This is a genomic window from Gordonia sp. LMA484, from assembly GCF_058129505.1.
On sequence record NZ_CM176700.1, the window covers coordinates 3,447,051 to 3,472,140 of the forward strand.

General features: G+C 68.5%; 22 protein-coding genes. 2 read left to right on the forward strand and 20 right to left on the reverse strand.

The window, feature by feature from the left end; genetic code table 11:
* Positions 1 to 15 precede the first annotated feature (15 nt).
* The 20 genes from groES to eccCa form a co-directional block, all read right to left on the reverse strand.
* On the reverse strand, positions 16 to 315 hold the full coding sequence (gene groES / locus AC4AMJ_RS15170; RefSeq protein ID WP_006334733.1) for a co-chaperone GroES: 300 nt from the start codon (positions 313 to 315) through the stop codon (positions 16 to 18).
* Positions 316 to 500: 185 nt separating this feature from the next.
* Complete coding sequence (gene tsaD, locus AC4AMJ_RS15175; protein ID WP_489913074.1) at positions 501 to 1,553, reverse strand: tRNA (adenosine(37)-N6)-threonylcarbamoyltransferase complex transferase subunit TsaD; 1,053 nt, start codon at positions 1,551 to 1,553, stop codon at positions 501 to 503.
* Positions 1,550 to 2,053, reverse strand: coding sequence for a ribosomal protein S18-alanine N-acetyltransferase (gene rimI / locus AC4AMJ_RS15180; protein WP_489900323.1), 504 nt, complete (start codon positions 2,051 to 2,053; stop codon positions 1,550 to 1,552). The genes tsaD and rimI overlap by 4 nt, the downstream gene beginning before the upstream one ends.
* Positions 2,050 to 2,766 (reverse strand): tRNA (adenosine(37)-N6)-threonylcarbamoyltransferase complex dimerization subunit type 1 TsaB, encoded by a 717-nt coding sequence (tsaB, locus tag AC4AMJ_RS15185; RefSeq protein WP_489913076.1) that lies wholly within the window; start codon positions 2,764 to 2,766, stop codon positions 2,050 to 2,052. The genes rimI and tsaB overlap by 4 nt, the downstream gene beginning before the upstream one ends.
* A complete protein-coding gene (tsaE, locus tag AC4AMJ_RS15190; RefSeq protein ID WP_489900321.1) occupies positions 2,751 to 3,212 on the reverse strand; it encodes a tRNA (adenosine(37)-N6)-threonylcarbamoyltransferase complex ATPase subunit type 1 TsaE in 462 nt (153 codons plus the stop codon). The genes tsaB and tsaE overlap by 16 nt, the downstream gene beginning before the upstream one ends.
* A complete protein-coding gene (locus AC4AMJ_RS15195; protein WP_489913078.1) occupies positions 3,209 to 4,342 on the reverse strand; it encodes an alpha/beta fold hydrolase in 1,134 nt (377 codons plus the stop codon). The genes tsaE and AC4AMJ_RS15195 overlap by 4 nt, the downstream gene beginning before the upstream one ends.
* Positions 4,335 to 5,468 carry an alanine racemase gene (alr, locus tag AC4AMJ_RS15200; protein WP_489913080.1) on the reverse strand — a complete coding sequence of 378 codons (1,134 nt, stop codon included), beginning with the start codon at positions 5,466 to 5,468 and terminating at the stop codon, positions 4,335 to 4,337. Before alr ends, AC4AMJ_RS15195 begins: the two co-directional genes overlap by 8 nt.
* 34 nt (positions 5,469 to 5,502) lie before the next feature.
* Entirely contained in the window at positions 5,503 to 6,942 is a 1,440-nt protein-coding gene (locus AC4AMJ_RS15205; protein WP_489913082.1) for an NAD(P)H-hydrate dehydratase, read from the reverse strand.
* 10 nt (positions 6,943 to 6,952) lie between these two features.
* Entirely contained in the window at positions 6,953 to 8,815 is a 1,863-nt protein-coding gene (glmS, locus tag AC4AMJ_RS15210; RefSeq protein WP_489913084.1) for a glutamine--fructose-6-phosphate transaminase (isomerizing), read from the reverse strand.
* A gap of 23 nt (positions 8,816 to 8,838) precedes the next feature.
* Positions 8,839 to 9,711, reverse strand: a complete 873-nt coding sequence (locus AC4AMJ_RS15215; protein WP_489913086.1) for a dienelactone hydrolase family protein — start codon at positions 9,709 to 9,711, stop codon at positions 8,839 to 8,841.
* Between the two features lie 90 nt (positions 9,712 to 9,801).
* Positions 9,802 to 10,062 carry a hypothetical protein gene (locus tag AC4AMJ_RS15220; RefSeq protein WP_489913088.1) on the reverse strand — a complete coding sequence of 87 codons (261 nt, stop codon included), beginning with the start codon at positions 10,060 to 10,062 and terminating at the stop codon, positions 9,802 to 9,804.
* 28 nt (positions 10,063 to 10,090) lie between these two features.
* Positions 10,091 to 11,164, reverse strand: coding sequence for a hypothetical protein (locus AC4AMJ_RS15225; protein ID WP_489913090.1), 1,074 nt, complete (start codon positions 11,162 to 11,164; stop codon positions 10,091 to 10,093).
* On the reverse strand, positions 11,161 to 11,451 hold the full coding sequence (locus tag AC4AMJ_RS15230; protein ID WP_489900312.1) for a hypothetical protein: 291 nt from the start codon (positions 11,449 to 11,451) through the stop codon (positions 11,161 to 11,163). The genes AC4AMJ_RS15225 and AC4AMJ_RS15230 overlap by 4 nt, the downstream gene beginning before the upstream one ends.
* Before the next feature lie 90 nt (positions 11,452 to 11,541).
* The gene (locus tag AC4AMJ_RS15235; RefSeq protein WP_489900311.1) at positions 11,542 to 12,240 is read right to left on the reverse strand and encodes an HAD family hydrolase; all 699 of its coding nucleotides are present in this window, start codon (positions 12,238 to 12,240) and stop codon (positions 11,542 to 11,544) included.
* On the reverse strand, positions 12,237 to 13,601 hold the full coding sequence (gene glmM, locus AC4AMJ_RS15240) for a phosphoglucosamine mutase (RefSeq protein WP_489900310.1): 1,365 nt from the start codon (positions 13,599 to 13,601) through the stop codon (positions 12,237 to 12,239). The genes AC4AMJ_RS15235 and glmM overlap by 4 nt, the downstream gene beginning before the upstream one ends.
* A 2-nt stretch (positions 13,602 to 13,603) precedes the next feature.
* On the reverse strand, positions 13,604 to 14,164 hold the full coding sequence (gene rpsI, locus AC4AMJ_RS15245) for a 30S ribosomal protein S9 (protein WP_489900309.1): 561 nt from the start codon (positions 14,162 to 14,164) through the stop codon (positions 13,604 to 13,606).
* Positions 14,161 to 14,604 (reverse strand): 50S ribosomal protein L13, encoded by a 444-nt coding sequence (gene rplM / locus AC4AMJ_RS15250; RefSeq protein WP_489900308.1) that lies wholly within the window; start codon positions 14,602 to 14,604, stop codon positions 14,161 to 14,163. The genes rpsI and rplM overlap by 4 nt, the downstream gene beginning before the upstream one ends.
* 179 nt (positions 14,605 to 14,783) lie before the next feature.
* Positions 14,784 to 16,352 (reverse strand): alpha/beta hydrolase domain-containing protein, encoded by a 1,569-nt coding sequence (locus tag AC4AMJ_RS15255; RefSeq protein ID WP_489913091.1) that lies wholly within the window; start codon positions 16,350 to 16,352, stop codon positions 14,784 to 14,786.
* A 118-nt stretch (positions 16,353 to 16,470) separates the two neighbouring features.
* Positions 16,471 to 17,763, reverse strand: a complete 1,293-nt coding sequence (locus tag AC4AMJ_RS15260) for a type VII secretion-associated protein (RefSeq protein WP_489913093.1) — start codon at positions 17,761 to 17,763, stop codon at positions 16,471 to 16,473.
* A 6-nt stretch (positions 17,764 to 17,769) separates the two neighbouring features.
* A complete protein-coding gene (gene eccCa / locus AC4AMJ_RS15265) occupies positions 17,770 to 21,849 on the reverse strand; it encodes a type VII secretion protein EccCa (RefSeq protein WP_489913095.1) in 4,080 nt (1,359 codons plus the stop codon).
* Positions 21,850 to 21,964: 115 nt separating this feature from the next.
* Here eccCa and eccD point away from each other — a divergent pair, with 115 nt between their 5' ends.
* The gene (gene eccD / locus AC4AMJ_RS15270) at positions 21,965 to 23,515 is read left to right on the forward strand and encodes a type VII secretion integral membrane protein EccD (protein ID WP_489913097.1); all 1,551 of its coding nucleotides are present in this window, start codon (positions 21,965 to 21,967) and stop codon (positions 23,513 to 23,515) included.
* A gap of 1 nt (position 23,516) precedes the next feature.
* On the forward strand, positions 23,517 to 24,917 hold the full coding sequence (gene mycP, locus AC4AMJ_RS15275) for a type VII secretion-associated serine protease mycosin (protein ID WP_489913099.1): 1,401 nt from the start codon (positions 23,517 to 23,519) through the stop codon (positions 24,915 to 24,917).
* The last annotated feature ends 173 nt before the right edge of the window (positions 24,918 to 25,090 follow it).

Here is a 25,090-nt window from a genome sequence, read left to right on the forward strand (position 1 = left end):
GAGAAGTCGTGGGTCTTACTTGCCGATGACGGCCAGCACGTCGCGTGCCGACAGGATCAGGTACTCCTCACCGGCGTACTTGATCTCGGTGCCGCCGTACTTGCTGTAGATGACGGTGTCGCCTTCTTTGACGTCGACCGGGACGCGGTTGCCCTGCTCGGTAACCCGACCTTCGCCGACCGCGATGACGGTGCCTTCCTGCGGCTTCTCCTTGGCGGTGTCCGGGATGACCAGACCGGACGCGGTGGTCGTCTCTGCCTCCACGGCCTGCACCAGGATCTTGTCCTCAAGCGGCTTGATGTTCACGCTCGCCACGATGTGGTTCCTCAACTTTCGTACTGAGTTGTTGAACGATGAATCGAAATTGTGCACGTTCATGGCCCTGACCGAATCCTCGCCGTCGCGGGTGAACGAGGCTTCTCACAGTGCCGACTAGCACTCTATACATGCGAGTGCCAGCACTCAAGGGCGGAGGCTGCAAAAGTCGCACCCGAGTCGTCCTAGAGCTGACTGACCTGTACCGACATCCCCGGATCGGTCGCGACGGTGAGCGGCGACGGCGCCGCTCCCCCGCCGATGACATGCGCACCCAGGGTCGCGATCATCACTCCGTTGTCGGTGCACAGGCGGGGTTTCGGCACCCGCAGGGTGATTCCGGCCGCGGCGCAGCGCTCTTGGGCGAGCGAACGGATCCGGGAGTTCGCGGTCGCACCACCACCGAGCACCAGGGTGTCGACCTCGAGATCGGTGCAGGCGCGGATCGCCTTCATCGTGAGGACGTCGGCGACGGCCTCCTGGAACGACGCCGAGATATCGGGTATGGGCACGTCGACGCCCTCGCGCTCGCATTTCTCGACGTAACGCGCGACCGCGGTCTTGACGCCACTGAAGGAGAAGTCGTAGCGGGCATCGCGTGGGCCGGTCATGCCCCGGGGGAAGGCGATCGCACGCGGATCCCCCTGGGCTGCGGCCCGGTCCAACGCGGGACCACCCGGGAAGCCCAGGTCGAGCAACCTTGCCACCTTGTCGAAGGCCTCTCCGGCCGCGTCGTCGACCGTCGTACCGAGTTCGGTGATCGGCTCGGCGAGATCGGTGACGTGCAGCAGGTGGGTGTGGCCGCCGGAGACGAGGAGGGCGACACATTCGGGCATCGGGCCGTGTTCGAGGGTGTCGACCGCGACATGACCACCGAGATGGTTCATCGCGAACAGTGGCACATCCCAGGCGAGTGAGTACGCCTTCGCCGCCGCGACCCCCACGAGAAGGGCGCCGGCGAGACCGGGACCGATGGTCACCGCTATCGCGTCCGGCCGGTCGACACCGGCGGCCTCACGGGCGCGTTGCATGGTCGGCACGATGGCCTCCAGGTGCGCCCGGGACGCGATCTCCGGGACCACACCCCCGAATCGCGCGTGCTCGTCGACGCTGGAGGCCACCTCGTCGGCCAACAACGCGGCGGTTCCCCGCCCGCCGTCGCCGACGCCGTCGCGTTCCCACCGGACGATGCCGACACCGGTCTCGTCACATGAACTCTCGATACCCATCACGATCACGAGTTGCCCCCGGACTGCAGTGCCGACGTCGTGGCCGGCCGGATCATCGTGTAGGCGTCGGCGCCCGACGGCTGGTAATAGTTGCGACGAATCCCGGAGCGCACGAACCCGTGACGTTCGTAGAGCGAGATCGCGGTGTCGTTGTCGGTGCGCACCTCGAGGAACACCGGCGCCCCGCAGTCGTCGGCAACCTCGAGCATCGCCACGAGCAGCGCACGTCCGAAGCCGCGTCCACGGTGTGATGGAGCCACCGCGATCGTGTGGACCTCACATTCGTGGGCACCGACCGGGCCGAGGGTGGAGATGCCCGCATACCCGACGATCTCACCCCCCGGTCGTTCCCGCGCAGCGAAGTACCGGTTGTACGGGGCGTTGAGCTCAGCACGGAATGCACTTGCGGGCCAGGGAGAATCGCCCTCGAACATCTCCTTCTCCAGCTCGGCGCAGCGCGGGATGTCCGGGTAGTCGAGGTCGTCGATGAGCAGCTCGGGTGTCGTCATCGGACCACCCCGGCCCGTTCGGCGGGGCGACGGCGCTTGGGTTCCACCGCATCCGGGCGACGCAGATACATCGGCACGAGGGCGCCCGGAGCGGTGCCCGAGGCAAGCTCCACCGCCGCGACGCCCACCAGCCCGGCGACCGTTGGCACGGTCGTACCGCCGACCGGGCGGCCGAAGAGTCCGGTGTGCGCGGGCGATCCGAGGACCAGGTCGATCGGTGTCTCGGCGAGATCGGCGACCACGTGTGCCGGGGCGGTGACGTTCGGCCCGCTGATGCGATGCGCGTCGCGGTAGGTGGCCCAATAGATCTCCCTGCGGCGGGCGTCGGAGACCACGAGCACCGATCCCACATCCCCCCGCACCGCGAGTTCCTCCTCGACGATCGCGTCCAGCGAGCACACCCCGTACACCGGTAGGTCCAGGGCGTCGGCGAACGCGGCCGCAGTGGCCATCCCGACCCGAAGTCCGGTGAACGGGCCGGGCCCGCAGCCGACGACCACGGCATCGAGGTCGCTGCGGCGCACCGACGCCTCCTCGAGTGCGTCCCGGATCAACGTGGTGAGCACCTCGGCGTGGCGTCGTCCGTCCGAGACCGCCTGGTCGGCAAGCACTTCCGGGCGTGCAGTGCCGTCCCGATCCATCCGCGCGACGCCGGTCACCACCGCATCGGTCGACGTGTCGATGGCCAGTACGTACATCAGTGCTCCACCCATTCCCACTCTGCTTGGCGGACTTCGGATTCCGGCGCGCGTCGCAACCGCACCCGCAGATGGCGCTCGGCGAGTCGCTCGGCGACACCTTCGCCCCACTCCACCACGATCACCGAATCGGTCAGGTCGGAATCGAGATCCAGGGCATCGAGTTCCTCGAGACCACCGAGTCGGTAGGCGTCGACGTGAATCATGCCCGGCCGCCCGGGCCGTGCCGCGCGGTGCTCCCGCGCGATGATGAACGTCGGCGACGACACCCGACCGGCCACGTCGAGGCCCGCCGCGATACCGCGTGTCATCGCGGTCTTCCCTGCTCCGAGAGGTCCGTCGAGGATGACCAGATCGCCGGCCTGTAACACCGCGGCGAGCTCGCGACCCAACGCCTCGGTGTCGGCGACGTCGGGCAGGATGCGGGATCCGGCGATACCCGCGGCCACAGTCTCGGTCACCGTGGCACCAACTTCCGCCACCACCGCCGGTGCGGCTGCGGGGACGCCGCCCGTGCCCGATCGACGAGATCCGCGATCGCCTCGGTGACCACGTCCGGCCGCTCCATCGGGACCATGTGGCCCGCCCCGTCGACCACCACCAGTCTGGAGTCCGCACCCAGTTCCCCATACATCCGTACCGATTTCGGCAGCGGCGTCAACCTGTCCTGGTTGCCGCACACCACCACCGACGGCAAGTGCGCCAGGATCGGCAGCGCCGTCGACTCGTCATGGTCCTCGAGGGCATGAAGGAAGTTCACGATGGTCTCGATCGGCGTGTTCTGGATCATCTTCTCCACCGCCCGACCGGCGTTGGGACTGTAGAAGTCCGGGCCGAAACTGGCCGCGACCAGGACGGGCTCGAGCACTTGTCGGGTGACCCCGCGTCCGGCCCGCACCACCGACGGGGCGTGGCGGACCGACAGCCGGAACGCGTCGAGGAGCGGATTGGTCAGCCCGACACCGAGTCCGGCTTCGGTGACACCTCGCGACGCGGTCGCGATCAGTCCGACTCCGGTGACGCGGCCGTCGGGACCGAACAACGCCGGATCGCGTCGCGCGAGACCCATCAGCGACATGCCACCCATCGAATGCCCCAGCAGGACAACCGGTCCCGAGGGTGCGGTGGCCCGGATGACCGTGGCGATGTCGTCGGCGAGTCGGGAGATCGTGCACGTCGCGGCGGGCGCGGGATCGCTGCGACCGTGGCCACGATGATCGAAGAAGACCATCCGGATCGATCGGTCGGCCCAATGCTGCGCCAGCGCGTAGCGCTGAAAATGCCAGGTCGCCATGCGGAGGCTGAAGCCGTGCACGAAGACGACGGTGAGGTCGACATCCTCGGTGCCCGGGTCCACGCCCGCCGGACCCGTGACGACCGTGCGCACTGCGAGGTCGAGGCCGTCATCGGTCGTCACCGTCACCGCATGATCGTCGTAGATGGTGGTGAAATCCACTCCGGCAAAGGGATCGACCAATCCGGTGGTCCGCCGGCGGGCGGCGTTGCGGGCGACCCCGGTCGCCGCCACGGCGCCGAGTGCACCCACACCGGTGATCCCGGCCAGCCAGCCGAGGCGCTCGGAGTTACCCATGGACATCACCCACGTACTCCCGGGTGGCGCGTTGCCCTATGCCCGAGACGATCTCGTAGTCGATGGTGCCGATGGTGTCGGCCCAGTCCCGGGCGGTCGGGCCCCCGTCGCGGCCGGTGCCGAACAACTCTGCCCGGTCCCCCTCGCGTACTCCCCCGCCGTCGGGCCCGAGGTCGACGACCAGCTGGTCCATGCAGATCCGGCCCACCCCGGGGTAGGAACGACCGTTGATCCACACGGTGAAACGACCCGACAGCAGGCGTGGGACACCGTCGGCATAGCCGGCGGGCAGCACCGCGATCGTCGTGTCGGCCGGGGTGACCCACGTGTGACCGTAGGAAACCCCTTGGCCGGCAGGCAGCTTCTTGATCAGGGCGACCTGGGCGGTCAGGGTCATCGCCGGGATCAGACCGAAGTCGCCACGATCGGGTACCGGCGTGCGACCGTACAGCGCGATGCCCGGCCGCACGAGGTCCCGAGCGAGGTCCGGACGCGTCAGCGCAGCAGGCGAATTGGCGATGTGCACGACCTCGGGACCGGCGCCGAGCCGGCGCAGGTCGTCGGCGGCGGCGTCGAGACGAAGCGCCTGCTCAGTGTTGAGCGGGTGATCCGGTTCGTCCCCTCGAGCGAGGTGACACATGATCGCCCGCACCGACACCGCACCGTCGGCGTGCGCCTTGGCCAGCGATTCGGCGAAGTCCGGCCACTCGTCTGCCGCGACACCGCTGCGATTGAGGCCCGTGTCGGCCTTGACCGTCACCGTGGCGGTCGTCGAGAGCCGGGTGGCTGCTGCCACGACCGTATCGAGTTGACGTGCGGAGGACAACGCGATGTCGACGTCATGGGTGATCGCCGCACCGAAATCGACGTTCGGTGCGTGCAGCCACGCGGTGATGTGGGCGTCGACCCCGGCCTCCCGCAATGCCAGCGCCTCGGTGATGTGCGCCACTCCGAGTTCGGCGGCCCCTGCGGCGAGCGCAGCCCGCGCCACCGGCACGGCCCCATGACCGTAGGCGTCCGCCTTCACCACGGCGAGCACCTCGGCGTGCGCCGCGGAGCGCACGACGTCGACGTTGTGGGCGATCGCATCGAGATCGATGGTCGCGGTCAGAGCAGATGAAGTCATCGGCTCCATTGTCCCAGACCGGCGCGAGTGGTTGTCATCGACGGATCTCGCGAACCGCGGTCCGTACCGCCGACAGGAGATCGAACGCACCGATCGGCGCACCGCGGGCGGCCAGCGTGGCCGCATGTGCGTGCACTCGGGCCGCGGCGGCCCCCGCGACCTGGGGCTCCAGACCGGCCGCCAGAAGCGAGCCGGCGACACCCGACAAGACGTCGCCGGCGCCGGCGGTCGCCGCCCACGACGACCCCGCGTCGTTGCCCAGCACATCCCCACCCGGGTCGGCGACCAGCGTGACCCGGCCCTTGAGCAGCACCGACACCTGCCACCGTCGAGCGAGTTCGCGCACGGCACCCAACCGGTCGGCGCCGATCTCCCGGCCCGTCAACCGGACGAACTCGCCCGCGTGCGGTGTCAGCAGGGTCGGCGCACGGCGCTGGGCGACCAGCTCCGGGTGGTCGGCCACCACGGTCAGTCCGTCGGCGTCGACCAGCACCGGCAGGTCGGTGGCCAGGATCGTACGCAGTGTGCGCAGCGCCGTGTCGTCGGTGCCCATCCCAGGGCCGGTCACCCATGCCTGCACACGCCCGGCCTCGTCCAGGGACTGCACCGCCACGACCTCGGGAAAATGCGAGACCACTTCGGCGGCAGCGGTGCCGACGTACCGCGTCATGCCCGACGTCGCGCTCACCGCGGCGCCGGAGGCGAGGATCGCCGCGCCCGGGTACCGCGCGGACCCGGCGACCACCCCGACGACGCCCTGTGTGTATTTGTCGTCTGCGGGGCCGGGTACCGGCCAGACCCGCCCCACCTCGGTGTCGGTCAGCGAACCCAATGACTCCGCCACGTCGATGTCCGCCGGCTCGATGCCGATGTCGATCACCTCGATGCGGCCGCACTGCGGCGCGGCCAGCAGATGAGCGTTCCGCCCAACGCCGAAGGTCACGGTGATCGACGCGCGCACCGCCGGGTCGTGGACCTGACCGGTGTCGGCGTCGACACCGGACGGCAGGTCGACAGCCACCACCAGCGGACCGCCGTCGCCGGGCGACCTCAGCGACCCGAACACCTCCGCTGCCCCCGGGCGCAACGGACCGCGACCGCCGATCCCGACGACACCGTCGACCACGATGTCCAGCCCGGGCGGCAACGCGTCGACGAGACGGCCGCCGGCCCGGCGGAAGGCGGCCAGACCGGCCGGGTGTGCTTTGTCGGGTTCGAGCAGAACCGCCGTGCAGGCCACTCCGCGACGTTCCAGGGCGGCTCCGGCGTACAGGGCGTCGCCGCCGTTGTCGCCGGCGCCGACGACCAGGCCGACCTGGCGTCCGTAACACCCACCGGTCCGGTGGAGCTCGGCGATCACCACCTGCGCGACCCCGTTCGAGGCACGGCGCATGAGTGTGCCGTTGGCCAGCAGGTTCCCGGTCGCGCGTTCGGCCTGCCGGACTGCCTCGGCGGTGAGGTAGCGGATCGGCATGGCGGGCGACCTACTCGACCGTGACCGACTTGGCCAGGTTGCGCGGTTTGTCGACGTCGTAGCCCCGGGCCTGTGCGACCGTCGCGGCGAACACCTGCAACGGAACGGTGGACACCAAGGGCTGCAGCAATGTCGGTGTCTTGGGGATGGGGATGAAGTGATCGGCGACGGACGCGGCGGAGGTGTCATCCTGCTCGGCGATCACGATGGTGCGTGCGCCCCGCGCCTGGATCTCGCGGATGTTGCTGACCATCTTCGAGTGCAAGAGGGCTCGTCCGTCGGCCGACGGCATCACGATGATCACCGGCAGACCCTCCTCGATCAGGGCGATCGGACCGTGCTTGAGTTCACCGGCTGCGAAACCCTCCGCGTGCATGTACGCGAGTTCCTTGAGCTTGAGGGCACCCTCGAGGGCCACCGGATAGCCGACATGACGACCGATGAAGAGCACCGTGTTGTGCTCGGCCAGTGAGCGCGCCAGTTCCTGGACCGGTGCCATGGTGCCCAGCACCTCGGTGACCGCCTCTGACATGGCCTCCATCGCCGCGAACTCCCGTGCCACCTCGTCGGCGTACTTGGTGCCGCGGGCCTGGGCGAGTGCGAGCCCCACGAGGTAGGCCGCGACGATCTGCGCGAGGAAGCACTTCGTGGACGCGACACCGATCTCGGGGCCGGCATGGGTGTACAGCACGGCGTCGGACTCACGCGGGATCTGCGCGCCGTTCGTATTGCAGATCGCCAGCACCCGGGCCTTCTGGTCCTTGGCGTGCCGCACCGCCTCGAGCGTGTCGGCGGTTTCACCCGACTGCGAGATCGCGACGACCAGCGTCGAACGGTCCAGAACCGGGTCGCGGTAGCGGAACTCACTGGCGAGTTCCACCTCGACCGGCAGACGGGTCCAGTGCTCGATGGCGTACTTGGCGAGCAGGCCGGCGTGATACGCGGTGCCGCAGGCCACGACGAACACCTTGTCGATGTCGCGCAGGTCGTCATCGGTCAACCGCTGCTCGTCGAGAATGATGCGGCCGCCCTCGAGGTGCCCCAGGAGCGTGTCGGCCAAGGCCGCCGGCTGTTCGGCGATCTCCTTGAGCATGAAGAAGTCGAAGCCGGCCTTCTCCGCGGCAGCGAGGTCCCAGTCGATGTGGAACGGCTTCCCGGCCCGGGGGTCGCCGTCGAAATCCGTGATGCGGTAGTCCTCGGCGGTGATCACCACGACCTCGTCCTGCCCGAGCTCCACAGCGTCACGCGTGTGCTCGATGAAAGCGGTGACGTCGGAACCGAGGAACATCTCGCCGTCTCCCACACCGACGACCAGCGGGGTGGACCGCCGTGCCGCGACGATGGTGTCCGGGTGATCGGAATGGGTGAACAGCAGGGTGAAGGCACCCTCGAGGCGACGGAGCGCCGCGTAGGCGCTGGAGACGAAGTCGCCGGCGGTCGGTCCCGACGCGTAGTAGCCCTCGAGCAAGTGTACGGCGGTCTCGGTGTCGGTGTCCGACGCGAACTCGATGCCGATGTCCTCGAGTTCGCCACGCAAGGCGGCGTAGTTCTCGATGATGCCGTTGTGGACGACGGCGATCTTCCCGTCCGTGCTCAGATGGGGGTGGGCGTTGCGGTCGGTGGGCTGGCCGTGGGTGGCCCACCGGGTGTGGCCCATCCCGGTCGTTCCGGCGAGACTCTCCGGGCCGACCGTCGCGATCTGCTTGTCCAGGTTCTCCAGCCGGCCGGCCTTCTTCTCGACCGCGGTCGCACCCTTGCCGTCGAGGATCGCGACCCCCGCCGAGTCATATCCGCGGTATTCCATCCGTCGCAGCGCCTCGACAACGATGCCCAGCGCGTCGCGCTGACCGACGTATCCGACGATTCCACACATAGTCAGTCAGCGTACCTGTGAAATCAGGGCTTCTTGCGCCGCCGCTTCCGTGGTTTGGCGCCCAGCAGGTGCGATACCGCGTCGACGGCCTGCACCGGCGGGTCGTCGAGGTCGATCACGGTCAGTTTTGCCAGCTCGGTATCGGCGTCCGCGAACCCCCGGTAGTCGGGATCGCCGCCGACCGTGTGCAGCAGGAATCCGGTACATGCCGAACGGACCACCGCGTGCAGGGCACGGTCGGATCCGTTCATACCGACCAGCGACTTGACCGTTCGGCGCTCCAGGAGGTCACGCGGATTCGTCGCCTTGACAGTGCGCAACACCACATCACCGCCGTAGGCCTGCGCCAACGGCAGGGCGTTGGCGTCCACCGTGTCGAGTTCGCCCGCACCGGCCACGACGAGGCCGGGAGCGCTCACCAGGCCGGCGGACGGCAGCAGCGCCGACGTCGTCGGCGCCGGGAACACGGCGACAACACCGGCCACCGCAACCGCCGACTGGCCGCGTAACGGTTGAGCCGATGCGGCCATCACCGCCGCCGAGGCCCCGAAACCGTGTCCGATCACACCGAGGCGGTCGGGGTCGACGGTCACCGCGCCGTTGCCGAGGGGCACGTGCGCGACGATGTCCAGAGCTGCCCGCAGGTCCGCGGCGAGTCCGACGTCGGAGGCGAAGAATCCGCGGTTGGCGTCCGGTGCGACGGCGACGAACCCCCAGGAGGCCAAGTGGTAGAGCAGATCCCGGTATCTGCGACTGTCGGCCAGCCAGGTGTGCCCGACCGCGAGGGCGGGCAGTCGACGGCCCTGCTCCGGCGCGAACACCTGGCCGCGCATTCCCGCGATCCCGAGGTCTCCGCGCAGGACACGATGGGGTCCGCGACGACCCAACTCCGACATCAAGGTGCCGGGTGGTCGCGATGATTTCGAGGAGCGTGATCTCGGCGCTGACGTGGTCTGCCCTGGTTTTGTTGCCGGCACACCGACAGCCTATTCGTCGTCGGCCGATCCATGGGGACTGGCCTCGGCCACGTCGGCCGGTAGCAGAATCCTCGGTGTCGCCGCGTCGGCGGCGTCGGCGTCGCGCTGCAACCGAGTGCGCAGGTACGCCTCGGGCGTGGCTTTCTCGGCCCGGAGCTCGGCGAGCTCGGATGCCAATTGCTGCTGCGTGGTGGAAAAGGTGTTCGATGCGTCGACGACCTGTGCGGTGGCGCGCCGGGCGATCGCCTCGATCTGATCTGCGAGATTCATGATGGCTGCACCTCCGTTCGCCGTGTGGTCATTCCTCGCCTGCCAGGGCGAGGTCACCGGTGGAGGATGACTCCGTCGGTGGTGTGGAGTCCGGCGGGGCCGACGAGGTGGTGCGCGAGGAGAGCGCGGCATCCTCGGTGGGTGCGTCTCCGGTCGGCGCCGGTGGTTCATGGTTGTGCTGCGGCGTCGGCGATCGCCCCTGCGTGCCTTGCGGATCCGGGTCCGGTTCGGCCGCGCGGTGATCGGGCGCGACCGGGTCGTCGGGGCCGGCGGTCGGGGTCAGCTGCAGCGGGACGTCGGGCTGACGGTCGTGTGTACCGGCCGAACTCCCGGTCGACGGCTGCTGCGTCTCGGCGTCGGACTCGCGAGCCGGCACCGACGTGCTCTCGTGGTCGGCCGCGGGTGGCACCTCCGGGCGGTCGCCGGTGATCGGTGTCCTGATGACCGGCGGCGCGGATGGCGCGGTCGGATAGGGCTCCACGTCCATCGCCGCCGTCGCGCGGTCGAGGTGCTCGAGGATCGCGTCGATACCGGCGACGGTCGCCTCGGCCGAGGTGAAGTAGAGCGTTGCGCGCGAGGCGATGTCGGCGACCACGACCTGCAACGGCAGCTTCCCGCTGAGGACTGCCGCGGGGACCTCTGCCACCGGAACCCCGGCCACCAGCGGCGCCGAGAGCCGCGCGACGGTGAGATACCAGGTGCGCAGCAGCTGATCGATGCCCGACGAGGCCGCGCGGGTCGCCTCGGCCAACGTCCGCAGGACATGGAGGTCGGACTCTGCGCGGCGCTGGTGATCGATGACGGCGGTGACCGCCAGCGAACCGGACGTGCCGGTCCATCCGCGGCCGAGCCGCACCTGTTGTTCGGGCAAACGGTGTAGATGGTCGGCCACGGCACGGTGGGCGATCGCCAGCCTGCGGCTGTCGGCGGCCATCCGGTCCGGATCCAGGGCGCCGACCTTCAGAAACGGCGGGTGAACCTCGTCGGGATGCCGAGTCACGGCACCCAGCGTCGCACCGAGCGCCAGGACATCGGCGAGATCTTCGATGCCCGCGACAGCCTGGTCGCGCAGCGTGGCGAGCGAATCGGGCGAGCGGGTCATACCGTCTCCTCGTCGGCATCGACGAGCACCGACATCCCCTGAGCCAAGGCATCCGACAATCGGTCCGCCGCCCTGGCCTGCTCACCGAGTCGGTCCGCGATCACCACACCCATCTCGCGGTAGCGCTCGCCGAGTTCGCGATAGTGACCCCCGACCGCCCATGTGCCGAGCTCGTGGGCACGGATCTCTTCCGCCGCCGCACCGACGATCTCCGCGGCGTCACGGTAGAACGCGACCACCCGGCGCACCTCGTCGGCATCGACCGACATCGACGCGTCGACCACCATCCGACCCCCTCGCATCCCGTTGGCGTTGAAGTTTAGACGCGCACGCGCTCGGAGTGGTTCCGGCCAGGTTTCGGATCCCTCTCGCCGGCGTCAGGTCGGCAGATCTATGCCACCGGCGGTGACCGCATCGACCAGGGCCGTCGGCCGCTGCGCCGGCGCAACATCGTGCACGAGGGCGAAGGCACAGCCGAGCCGGCGTGACCCGCCATCGGCCTCCTCGCTGTCACCGATCATCAACGCCTCACCGGGTGTCACCCCGATCGGATCGAGCGCGGCGTGAAAGATCCGTGGATCCGGCTTGATGGCGCCGACCTCGAACGACAAGGAATAGGCATCGACCAGATCGGCGATCCCGTGTAGTTCGAGGACCTCACGCAGGTCGAACGCGATGTTGCTGACGACACCGACCGGGACGCCGGTCGCCCGCAGGCCGCGCAACACCCGCTCCGTGTCCGGGAAGATCCGCCACGAGTGCGGATCGAGGACACGCGCGTACAGCTGTTCGGCATGGCCGGGCACGCTCAGGCCGGACGCGCGCAACATCGCCAGATATGCGCGCCGATGCTGACTCGGGTCGAGATCCCTCTCCTGCCAAGCGAGTCGGTCCTCGTCGGAGAGCACCGACGGTATCCCCACCGGCTGCGTCATCCGACGGATCAAGTCGGCCTGATGGTCGAGATGCAGGTCGTTGCCGCGCTCGTCGTGGAGACCGGCGAACCACTCGTCGCGGGCCTCGAACCGGAAGAGGGTGCCCGAGAAGTCGAAGAGGACGGCCTTCGTGGTTGTCATGCGCCGGCGGTTTCCACGACCCCGGCGATCCGTTCGGCCACCGACCGCGCGGTGTCGGCGGTGGCGGCCTCGACCATGACGCGGACCAACTGTTCGGTTCCGGATGGCCGCAACAAGACCCGGCCTTGCTCACCGAGTTCGGCCTCCGCATCGAGCACCGACTGCTTCACGGTCGAGGACTGTGCGACCGCGTGTTTGTCGGCAACCCGCACATTGATCAGTTCCTGGGGCAGCACCGTCAAGATGCTCGACAGATCGGCGAGGCGCCGACCGGTCGCCGCCATCTGTTCCATCAGCAGCAGACCGGTGAGGACTCCGTCACCGGTCGTGCCCGAACCGGGGACGACGATGTGCCCCGACTGCTCACCACCGAGCGAATAGCCACCCCGCCGCAACTCCTCTAGCACATAGCGGTCGCCGACGGCAGTGGTGCGCAACGTGATTCCGGCCTCACGCATGGCGATGTGCAGCCCGAGATTGCTCATCACCGTCGTCACCAGCACGTTGTCGCGCAGCTGGCCACGGTCGTTGAACGCGGTCGCCAGGATCGCCATGATGGCGTCGCCGTCGACGATCTCGCCGGTCGAGTCGACGGCGAGGCAGCGGTCGGCGTCGCCGTCGTGGGCCACACCGAGGTCGGCGCCGTGTTCGAGCACCGCGGCCTGCAGTTTGTCCATGTGGGTTGAGCCGCAGTCGGCGTTGATGTTGAGCCCGTCGGGCTCGGCGTGGATCGCGATCACGTTCGCGCCGGCATCGGCGTAGGCCTGCGGCGCGAGATCTGATGCGGCGCCATGCGCACAGTCGACCACAACGGTCAGCCCGTCGAGACGATGTCCGATCGCTTCGGCCAGGTGGCGGCGGTAGCGATCGCCGGCGTCGGGCGCGTCGAGGATGCGGCCGACAGCCGCGCCGATGGGTCGGGCGAAGCCGTCATCGGCCATTTCGGCCTCGATGCGGTCCTCGACCGCGTCCTCGAGCTTGTGCCCGCCGCCGGAGAAGAATTTGATGCCGTTGTCGGGCATGGGATTGTGCGACGCCGAGATCATCACGCCGAAGTCAGCGCCGTAGTCGGCGGTCAGGAACGCCACGGCGGGGGTGGGTACCACTCCGACGCGGATGGCGTCGACGCCGGTGGCGGCCAGCCCTGCGCAGACGGCGGCCTCGAGCATCTCACCGGATGCGCGCGGATCGCGACCGACGACCGCACGCGGACGCAGGTCATGGCGGGCCGGATTCGGCCCGCCCGCGATTTCTTTCTCGAAAACGACCGCGGCGGCCGAGGCCAGGCGCAACGCGAGCTCGGGTGTGAGCTCGTCGTTGGCCAGGCCTCGGACGCCGTCGGTGCCGAAAAGGCGTGCCAAGGTCAGCGCTTGGAGTACTGCGACGCCTTACGCGCCTTCTTCAGGCCGTACTTCTTGCGCTCCACCGCACGCGGGTCACGGGTGAGGAAGCCGGCCTTCTTCAGGGCGGGACGATCCTCCGGGGTGACCTCGATCAGCGCACGGGCGATGCCCAGGCGCAGCGCGCCGGCCTGCCCCGAGGGGCCGCCGCCGACGAGCTTGGCGAAGATGTCGAACGACTCGGTGCGCTCGACGGTGACCAGCGGAGCCTTGATCAGCTGCTGGTGCACCTTGTTGGGGAAGTAGTCCTCGAGGGTGCGGCCGTTGAGCTGGAACTGACCCGAGCCCGGGACGAGGCGCACGCGGACGACGGCCTCCTTGCGGCGACCGACGGTCTGGATCGGACGGTCGAGGACGACCGGGGCGACGTCGGCGGCGGGAGCTGCGGCCTCGACCTCGGTGTCATAGTCGTCGGCAGCCTGCTCGACGGACTCCACGGCCGCGGACTCGTCAGCGGCCACGACCTCGGCGGCGTTGTCTTCGACGGCCTCGACGGCCGCGTCGCTGATGTTCTCGTTGCTCACTGGGCCACCTGCTTGATCTCGAAGGACACGGGGCGCTGGGCCTCGTGGGGATGGGTCGGTCCGGCGTAGACCTTCAGCTTGGATGCCATCGCACGGCCAAGCTTGGTGTGGGGCAGCATGCCCGTGATCGCCTTCTCGACCACCCGCTCGGGATGGGAATCCAGGAGCTCGGCGGTGGTCTGGACCTTGAGCCCACCCGGATGCCCCGAGTGGCGGTAGTTCAGCTTGCGTTCTGCCTTGTTGCTGGTCAGAGCAACCTTCTCGGCGTTGATGATGATGACGAAGTCACCACCATCGACATGGGGCGCATAGGTCGGCTTGTGCTTGCCGCGGAGCAGATTCGCGCTCTGCACGGCCAGCCGGCCGAGCACCACGTCGGTGGCGTCGATGACATGCCACGAACGTGTGATGTCACCGGCCTTCGGGGTGTAGGTAGGCACAGTTGTCCTCAACTCTGTCGAAGTGGATGCTGGTCAGGTGCCATGGCAGAGGATGTCCCGGCGACCAGTGGGGACCCGGGCCTCGACTATCCCGTTCCGGTCGCCCGGTCGGGGATGCCACGCACCAGCGATCCAGATTACGCGAGGGGCCAGGTCAGGGTCAAAACGCGTCGCAACGCTCAGCCCAGCGCCGCATCGAGGTCGCGGCACGACGCAGGCTGCAACCCGGGCGGTGTGACGCCCCATCGGGGAATCGCCGAATCGCAGGCCATCCGCATCTGCTGACGGCCGTCGTAGGGGGTGAGGAATCCGTCCGCGATCGATGTCCGGGTGGCCGCCAGCATCTTGGCGACGTAGACCTGATGCGTCGGATAGAGGCGTACGAGTTCGGCAGGCTGCAGGGGAACCGTGGTGCCGAAGAGCACGCAGAGCGCACCGTCGTACCGGGCGACCGGAACCGCGATCTGCGGCAGGCGCATCCCGCCGATCGCGTTCCCGTGCCCGTCCTTCGCGACCGCGAACGGCCCGGCGACGGCCGGCACGATGACAGGTCCGCCCCCGACCAGGATCGGGGTCCTGATCGTGACCGGCGAATCGGCAGCGGCCTGTCCGAATGGATTCAACCGGAACGGCGGGGTCACCATGGGCGCAACGCCCGTCGCGATCCACTTCTGCATCGCCGACACGGCGGCGTCGACGACGTAACGGCGCTGGAACTGACTGCTGACCACACAACTCGCCGATGCGCTCGGTCCGGATTGTCCGTACTCCGACAGCAGCCGTTCGGTCGCGAGAGTCTGCGCTGCCGTCTGCAGCGGCCGGCCCGTCGTGTTTCTCGTGATGCCGTCGACGGTGGTGAGCCACGAGAACTTGTCGAGGTGGGGCGCGCCCGCCACGGACCAGGTCCGATGGTTGGGTCCCTGCGGTGATATCGGCCGAGCGGCCTCCTCACCCCAGATGTGCAGGGTCGGCACCCGGTAGTGATCCGGCAGGGGCTGTGCGATGTCGGCATCGACGATGATGCCGTCGAACACGCGGGCCGCGTCGTCGGCCCCGAAGCTGATGTAGTTGTCCAGCGCCATGGCCGACTGCGAGATCCCGATCGCGATCAGATACCTCGGATGCAATCCGCCGAGTGGCCCGCCGACCGAGGCGTTTCGTAACGACTTGCCGGCCTGGCTGTAGATGTCGAACGAATAGGCGACACCGGGCAGGTACATCGCGCTGTACCGGACCGGGTCATAGCCCTTCATCGAGATCGGCGTGCACGGTGCGACCGTCACGTCGCCGAGGTGAATCATCGGCTGACCGGTGAGGAACCAACCGCATGCGGAGGCCTGCTGCGAGCTGACCACCACGTATGCGTCGCCGTGACGCATGGTCTGTGCCCGCAGCCACGAGAATTCCAGTGGCAGGTCCATCTGAAAGCTCGCGTTGCTCCATTCCACCTCGACATTCCCGCTGAATTTCGCAGGGTCGCGGGGGCGGTAAACCAGCATGCGGGCGGTGTACGGGCTGGGTGGCAGGTCGCGCCTACCGAATGCGCGAGCCGTGCCGGAGATGAGGTATTCGGTCTGGGTGTATCCGAATTGGGTGGCGTCGAACGGCAGCCCCGTCCAGGGCCGGTCCGTCACGCCACGGGTGACCGTGGTGAGCTTCGATGCCGGGACGTCGGCGAATGCGGCGGCGTGGCCGACCATCAGTGCGAACGCGAGCATCAGGCAGACAATCACGCCTCTGCCTGTCATGCGGGTGATCGTCCCGCCGGACATGGTGTGATTCTCCCCCTGAGAGCTGCACGAAACCAGGGTTTGACGCAGCGCTCACGGGTGTTTCAGATATCGCCTTGGTCATCACGTGCGCAGGTCAAGCAGGCGCGATCTGCACCGACGGCACCGCCAGGGCGCATTCGGTGTCCACCGACTCGCCCGCCGTGCCGGCCTGACAACCGATGGACACCTGCAGGCCGTCGCCGACGAGGACATACCAGCGGATCGCACTGCCCGACGCGGGTGCCTCGCGGTAGCTGATCACGTCGCGACCCATGAACCGGGTGGCCGGGGAGAATTCGGTGACCACGTCGTCGCCGCGCTGCCGGATGCGATTGCCGAGGCTCGTCGCGACCGATGACAACGTCGAATCGGTTCTGACCTCGCTCTGCACCACGAGTATCCGGCGTCCGGACTCAGGGTCGACGAAGACGGTGCGGGAAGGCCGCTCGGTGTCGGCCTCAGCGTGGTCGCCCAGTTCACTACGCCGCCAATCCGCGGGTACCTGCAGGCTCGTCCGACCCACGGTCACCATCTGCTCGTCCGGCGTGCCCGCCTCCCCGCGTTGGAGAAACCCGACCACGGCCGCGACGAGAGCCACGGTCACCGCGATGACGCCCGCCGACCACAGCACCCGTGACGAACTCCGGCGAGGCGGAGCCGTCGTGCTCGCCGGTCTCGGGCCGAGCAACGGGCTCGGCTCCGACCCGCCGGCGCGCCTTCCATGGCGTCGGATCAGCTGACGGTCGACCGGTACGACCCGGCCGGCCAGTGCATGGGTACAGACGAGGTCGACGGCACACCGCACCTGCGCCGGATCGGTCCCGTCGACGAACACCGCCTCGACCGAGTCGTCCACGATCGACTCGGTGCGTGTGGCGACGTCGTCGGCGTCGGGTTCGAGAACCTCGGACGCCTCGATCTCCCAGTCGGTCGACGTGCGGCGAAGTCGTGTCACATCCCAGGCCCGGGCCGGAGTCCGGGCTGGGTCGACGGGCCCGGACGGCACGTGTGCCGTCTCCACCACTGCACAGCGCTGCATCGCGCCGTCGGAGTGACTCCGTGCGATCAGCACGGCCCGCGGCACCAAGGTCACCGGCGTCGAGAGGTCGGCGGTCGAGCCGGCCAGTACCGACGTCCGCAGCCGTCCCCACGTGCTCGGGTACCCGACGACGACGGGCAGCGGGCCGTCGGGCCCGGCGTCGGGTAATCCCAGTGCGCTCCAGACTCCCTGCCAGGCCTGGTGACCGTAGAGCCGGGCACCGCCCACCACCACCGTCGTCGCGTCCACCGCGGCGAGCAGGTCAGAGACGTCGGCCGTCCGGTCTCCGGTCAGCAACAGCTGCCCGTACGCGAGGTCGACGACGGTCGGACGCGGCACACCGGACACCGCGGATCACACCTGGGGCTCGACGTAGCCGACCTGGATCATCTCCTGCGGTCGGGTCCGCGAGACGAGCTCGCCCCGACCCGGGATCAGCTGCTGCAGACGCACACGACCGGTGATGTAGCCCTCGTCGCGGTCACCGCTCATCAGCAGCATGTCGCACGACAGGTCCTTCAGTCGGCCGATCAGCGGGTCGAACATGGCACGACCGAGACCTCCGGAACGCCGCGCGAGGATGATGTGCATCCCGATGTCCCGCGCGTGCGACGCCATGTCGACCAAGGGCGCCATCGGGTTGCTCGACCCGGTCGACACCATGTCGTAGTCATCGATGATCACGTAGATGTCGGGGCCCGACCACCAGGAACGATCCCGCAGTTGCTGCGGTGTCACGTTCTCCGGTGGCAGGCGCCCGGAGAAGTGAGCGGCGAGCTCGGTCATCATCGGCACCGCGGTGTTCGCCGAGCTGGCATAGCCGGCCAGATGATCGCCCTCGATGATGCCCAGCATGGTCCGGCGATAGTCGACCAACACGATCTTGACCTGTTCCGGGGTGGAGTTGCGTACGAGGCCGGTCACGATGTTGCGCAAAAGGTTCGTCTTGCCGTGTTCCACGTCGGCGAACGCCATGAAATGCGGCTGCACACCGAAATCGAGTACCACCGGCGCCAGCTCGAGCTCCCCGACGCCGATCGCCACCTGGGTCGGGGCCAACGCCCGTCCGGCCCGCTCGAGTCGGGTGTCGATCTCTGCCTGGGCGATCTCGTTGCCCAACTTGCGCACGACCATGGCCTCACGACCCCGGTAGGCGGTCGCGAGCTTGTCGGTCGCCTGCTGCACGCCGGCCGGGAGCGACTCGACCGCGCTGACCGCGTCCAGACGCGGCAGCGCGATCAGCATGTGCAGCTCCTCCGGCGTGAGGCCGCGACCCGGACGGTTGTGCGGCACGAGTGCCGCGGCCCGACGTCCCATCTCCGAGTCCATGGCGTCACCGAGTTTGAGCTCGATCCGGCTGCCCATGAGGTCTTTCACCGCCGGGCGGACCTCGGCCCACCGCGAGGCGGTGACGATCACGTGCACGCCGTAGGACAGTCCCTGTTGGACGATCGCGTTGATCTGGTCCTCGAGGAAATCGAACTCGTTGCGCAGCACACCGATACCGTCGAGAACCAGGAACACGTCGCCATGGCGATCCGCGCTCAGCGGGTCGGATTCGTCGACCGCTCCCCCGGCGAACGCCTCACGTCGGCGTGCGCGGTAGTCGCGCATGGATTCGATACCCAGACGGGCGAACAACAATTCGCGGCTGCGGACGATGGCGCTCACTTCGGCGACCGTGCGCCGCACAGCGTCCATGTCGCCTCGGGAGGCCACCGAGCCCACATGCGGGAGCCCGGCGATCGACGCGAGGCTGCCGCCGCCGAAGTCGAGGCAATAGAACTGCACCTGTTCCGGCGTGTGGGTGGCCGCCGCCGCCATGACGATCGTGCGCAACGCGGTCGACTTGCCCGACTGCGGACCACCGACAACGGCGACGTTGCCGGCGGCGCCCGCCAGATCGAGCAGCTGAACGTCGCGACGCTGGTCATACGGGCGATCGACGACGCCGACGGGCAGGCGCAGATCGCCCAGCGCGCCCGGCGCCGACCAGTCGCGACGTCCAACCAGCTGATCGACCGTCGGGGACTCGTCGAGAGGTGGAAGCCAGACCTCGTGTGCGGGTGGACCGTGCCCTGCCATGCGCCCGACGAGCGTATCGAGCAACGTCGGTATCGATGCCGCGGCAGGGTCGTCGTAGGCGGGCACCTCCGGCTCCTGCGGTGGCTCCTCGTCCAGCAGGGCTTGCGCCTGATCGAGGACCGACGAGCTGGCCGCACCGTCCTCCAGGGGCACCGGCAGCGCGGTGAACACCTTCATGCGTCCCAGTGGTCCGGTGTAGACCGCCATGTCCTCGAGCGCTCCGTCGGCGACCGGTGGGAGATATGGACCCGACACGTAGGAGGTGTTGAACCGCACCGGTTCCGCGGAATCGCACTTGAGGTATGCCGATCCGGGCACGCTCGGCAGGTGGTAGGCGTCAGGAACGCCGAGTACCGATCGGGACTCATTGGCCGAGAACGTCTTCAGTCCGATGCGATAGGAGAGGTGGCTGTCGAGTCCGCGCAGCTTGCCCTCTTCGAGCCGCTGCGAGGCCAACAACAGGTGGATGTGCAACGACCGTCCGAGCCGGCCGATCGCGACGAACAGTTCCGCGAAATCCGGCTTCTGTGCGAGCAGTTCGGAGAACTCGTCGACGACGATGAACAGCGCGGGCAGCGGCTCGAGGCGCACCCCGGACGCACGGGCCCGTTCGTAATCACTGACGTTGGCGAAATTGCCGGCACTGCGCAGCAATTCCTGACGGCGGTTCATCTCTCCGGACAGCGCGTCCTTCATCCGGTCGACCATCGACAGTTCCTGCTCGAGGTTGGTGATGATCGCGGCCACGTGCGGCGCAGACTCCAGTCCCAGGAATGTCGCACCTCCCTTGAAGTCGACCAGCACGAGATTCAGCTCGGTCGGCGAATGGGTCGCGAGCATCGCCAGGACCAGAGTGCGCAGGAACTCCGACTTGCCCGACCCGGTCGCGCCGATGCATAGGCCGTGCGGACCCATTCCGCCGTGTGCGCTCTCCTTGATGTCCAGATCGACCGGGGTACCACTGGGCGTGATACCGATCGGCACCCGCAACCGGTCACGTCCGGTGCGGCCGCGCCAGCCCACGGTGGGTTCGAAGCGCGTGGCATCGGTGATACCGAGCAGTGCGGGCAGACCCGGGTCGCTCGAGGTCGCCTCGGTCTCCAGGTTCGCCAGCGCCGCCGCCGTGGCCAGCCGGTACCGTGCCATGCGGCGGGCGAGGGTCTCGGCCTCGGGGATCGTCAGCGAGTCCATGTCGGCGAACTCCTCGACACCGAAAGCACTGCGCGCCGCCACCTTTCGGTTGCGGACGACCAGCTGAAGACCACGGCGTGCGGCGAGCCCGTCCGGCGGGGCGGTCAGATCGAGGACGGTGACACCCTCCATCCCCGCATCGTTGATCAACCGCTCGTCGCCGGCCACGTGGCCATCGTCGAGCACCACCACGAGATGCGCACGACCGGGCGTGGGGGGCGCGGAACGACTGAAACGCCCGCGCTCGAGCAGATCCGAGGCCATCGAGTTCTCGAAGTCGGCCAGCGTCGGGTAGATCATCCGCATGGCGCCGAGCCCGTCCCGCAATGTCGGATGGCCCACGTGCGGAAGCCATTTCGCCCAGTCCCAGGCCTCACCCGCCGGGTCCCCGGTGATGATGGCGATGTGCATGTGGTCCGGTCCGTGGAAGGCACACAGCTCGACGATCATCGCGCGCACCAGGTCCCGGGTCTCTTGGCGAGCACCCTCGATGTTGACCGCGGGGAAACCGCGCAGCGAGATCGCAGTCGGCAGCCGGTGCACGACGGAGTGGGTGCGAACGAAACGACGCAGCGCCACCATCGACACCGGCTCGAGGTCCTCGAGAGGGCCGGTCTCGGGCGGCATCAGGCGGGTGGCGAGTCGTTGCGACCCGACACCCACTCGGACGTGGGCGAAGTCGCTGTCGGTCGGTCGCCGCTCCCACATCCGCCGGCTGCCCACGATGTCGAGCAACGCCGCCGGGTCGGGATGGCTCCACGACAAGGCGGCGCGCTGTGCGGCCACCGTGTCCATCACCTGGGCGCGGGTCTGGCCGAGGTAGCGGAAGTAGTCCTTGCGTTCCTCGTTGAGCTCGGCCGCCTTTTTCCCGCCGCCGCGCCCGCCTGCCGCGAACATGCCGAACATCGACATCAGCATCATCAGCGGGAACATCATGAACAACGGGTTCGACAGGATGTTGCGTCCACCGGTCGCGAACATCATCGCGACCATGCCCACGACCGCCACCACCATCACGACCGGCAGCAGTTTCATGAGCATGCTGCCCGGCACGACCCGCGGCACGTCCGGCGGCGGCGCGATGTTCAGCTCACCGCCGGGTGCCCGCGGAGGTGTGATCCGCGCACGGCGGACGAACCCCTCCGTAGTTGTCACCACGCGATCTTCCCCCCGACCGATCGTGCCGCCCCGAGTTGTCCCGACAGGGCCGCGCTAGTACACAATTGACGCGGTTCGCATGGTAACCGCGAACAGGGCGGGGAGGATCCACCAGATGTCGACTCTGGATTCGCAAACAATGCTGTCACATTCGCCGGGGCCGGGGCCGGCGGCCGGCGGACAAGCCGGTGCGCGTGGCCGGGCGGGCATCGAACCGGAGCTCGTCCGGGTGTCCGTGCTCGGCGGCAACACCCAGTTGGATGTGGGTCTACCTGCGGCGATGCCGATCGCCGCGCTCATACCCGACCTGGTCGCGCAGATTGAGTCGCGTAGTCCCGCGCGGCGCGATCCGGACGACCCCGACGACGGTGACAACCGTCCCCGGGACCGTCAGAATCGCTGGACCCTGGGTCTCGTCGGGCAGGAACCGATTGCTCCGAACCGCTCGTTGTCGGAATCCGGAATTCGCGACGGTGACCTGCTCGTTCTCCGCCCTATTCGTACCGGTGAGTCGCCGGCACTCTTCGACGACGTGGTCGACGCTGTCGCCCGTTTGAATGAATCTCGGTTCGCCGCTTGGTCGGCCAGGTCGGCCCGCTATGCAGGGTTCACCGTGGCACTGTTCGCATCGGTCGGTGCCGCCGTGGCGCTCGGTACCTACCGATCGACGAGCGGGGCCTTGTGGATTGCCACGCTCAGCGCGCTCGCCGCGATCGCGTTACTCACCGCGGGCACCATCGTGGCGCGCCACTACCGCGACGAGATGAGCGCGAGTGTCCTCGTCGCGACGGCGGTGCCACAGCTTTTCGTCACCGGCATGTTGCTGGTTCCCGGCCGGTTCGGCGCCGCGCATCTGACTCTGGGGTGCGCGCTCACGCTCGTCGGAATCGTCGTCTCCTACCGTCTGATCGCCACCGGTCCCGCCCTGCACAGTGCGGTCACCACCGCGATGGTGCTCGCCGGTGGCGGCTGCGCGGCGGACCTGCTGCTCGATGTCGACGTCGCCGACATCGCCGCAGTGCTGGCCGCCATCGGGCTTCTCGTGCTCGCGATGGCGCCCCGCGCGACGATCATGCTCGCCAAACTGCCCCTGCCCCCGGTACCGACTGCCGGTGCAGCGATCGATGCCGAGGAGATCGAGCCCAAGCCGGCGATCGAGGGAATCGGCGCCATCGGCGCGATGGCCTTGCCCAAGGCTGATGCGTTGGAACGTCGTTCGTATGTCGCGAACGCCTATCTGACCGGCATTGTCGCCGGGACGTCGCTGGTGACCGCGGCCTGTGCCGTCATGGCGGCAGCCCCCCTGGCCGGTTTCGCACCCAAGGCCGCCGCGTATGCGGCCATCGTCGCAGTTGTCATGTGCCTGCGCGGCCGTTCGCACAGCGACCTGGCTCAGGCAGCTTTCCTCATCGCCGGCGGTTCGCTGACCCTGGTCACCCTCACCACCGGCCTCGCGTTCGGCTCCGACAACTGGCCGGTGATCGGTTTCGTCGTGGCCATGGTGATCGTCGGGGCCGCCTTCGTCCTCGGCGTGGTGGCACCCAACCAGGAGTTCTCACCGGTGATGCGGCGTGCAGCCGAGATCGTCGAGTACGTCCTCGTCGCGATCATCGTGCCACTGCTGCTGTGGATCCTCGACCTGTACCAAATCGTCCGGGAGATCTGACGTGCGTCGGCGCGCGACGGGCATCATCGGCGCACTTCTGTCGACCATCGCCGTGAACGCCTCGATCGCCGGTGCACCTGCGGCCGCGATGACGCCACCGGTCATCGACTCGACCGCACTCGTGCGTTCGGCGCCGGTCACACCTCCGGAACCCACCGAGCAGCGCACGCTGTGCGCCGAGCCGTTGGCCACCGGCCGCCACGACAACTCGAAACCGACTGCAGCCCAGTCGATGATGAACCTTCCGGAGGCCTGGCGGTTCAGTAGCGGCCGCGGCCAGAAGGTCGCCGTCATCGACACCGGTGTCACCCCGCACCCGCGGTTGGGTCGGGTCCAGGCCGGTGGCGACTATGTGTCGTCGGGCAATGGGCTCGTCGACTGCGACGCGCACGGCACACTCGTGGCCGGCATCATCGCCGCACGGCCGAGTCCCCGGGACGCATTCGCGGGCGTCGCGCCCGACGCGTCGCTGATCTCGATCCGACAGTCGAGCGGCGCCTACTCGGCAAAGGATCGGCGAAGTTCTGCGGAGGCCGATCCCACAGTCGGTTCCGGCTACGGGTCGGTCGCGACACTGGCCAACGCGGTCGTACGGGCCACCGATCTCGGTGCCACCGTCATCAACATCTCCGAGGTCGCCTGCGCCCCGGCGGGTACCAGACTCAACGACAAGTCTTTGGGTGCAGCAGTCAAATACGCCTATGACCACGACGTCGTGGTCGTCGTCGCAGCCGGCAATCTGTCGCCCAGTTCAGGTTGTCGGGAACAGAATCCGACGCCGTCGCCTGCCGACACGAGCGGCTGGGGCTCGGTCGAGACCATCGCCAGCCCGGCCTGGTTCTCGCCCTATGTTCTCGCGGTTGCCGCGGTCGATGCCGGGACCGGCGCACCCAGCGGGTTCAGCCTGCACGGACCCTGGGTGAGCGTCGCCGCCCCCGGCACCGACATCGTGAGCCTCGACAGCACACGCGGATCGTCGAGGTTGGTCGACGCCCAGCAGGGGCAGGACGGCCCGATCCCCATCGTCGGCACCAGCTTCGCGACACCGTATGTCGCCGGGACGGTGGCACTCGTGCGGTCGCGCTTCCCTCGGCTGAGACCGAGAGAGGTCATGGACCGCATCATCCGGACCGCACATGCGCCCGGCACTGGCCATGACACCGTGATCGGCTACGGGGTGATCGATCCGGTCGCGGCGCTGACCAGCGAGATTCCCGGCGACCGAGCTGATCCCACCGAGTCGAAGGCGATCGCCGCACCCGCCCCGGACATCCCGCCCGACCACACCGCCCGCAACGTCGCACTCGTCGGAGTCGGTGTCTGCGCGGCGGTCATCGCCGCGGTACTCGCCATCGCGCTACCGCACCGCCGCGTTCGACGACTGAGTCCGGATGAGTTCTAGTCAAGTCATCCCCTGAGGCGCCGCTCGGAGGCGAGTGACCTCGGGAGCGTCACCACCCGCTCCCTGAGGAGCCTGCGAGGCGTCACCACCCGCTCCCTGAGGAGCCTCCGAGCCTGCGAGGATGCGTCACCACCCGCTCCCTGAGGAGCCTGCGAGGCGTCACCACCCGCTCC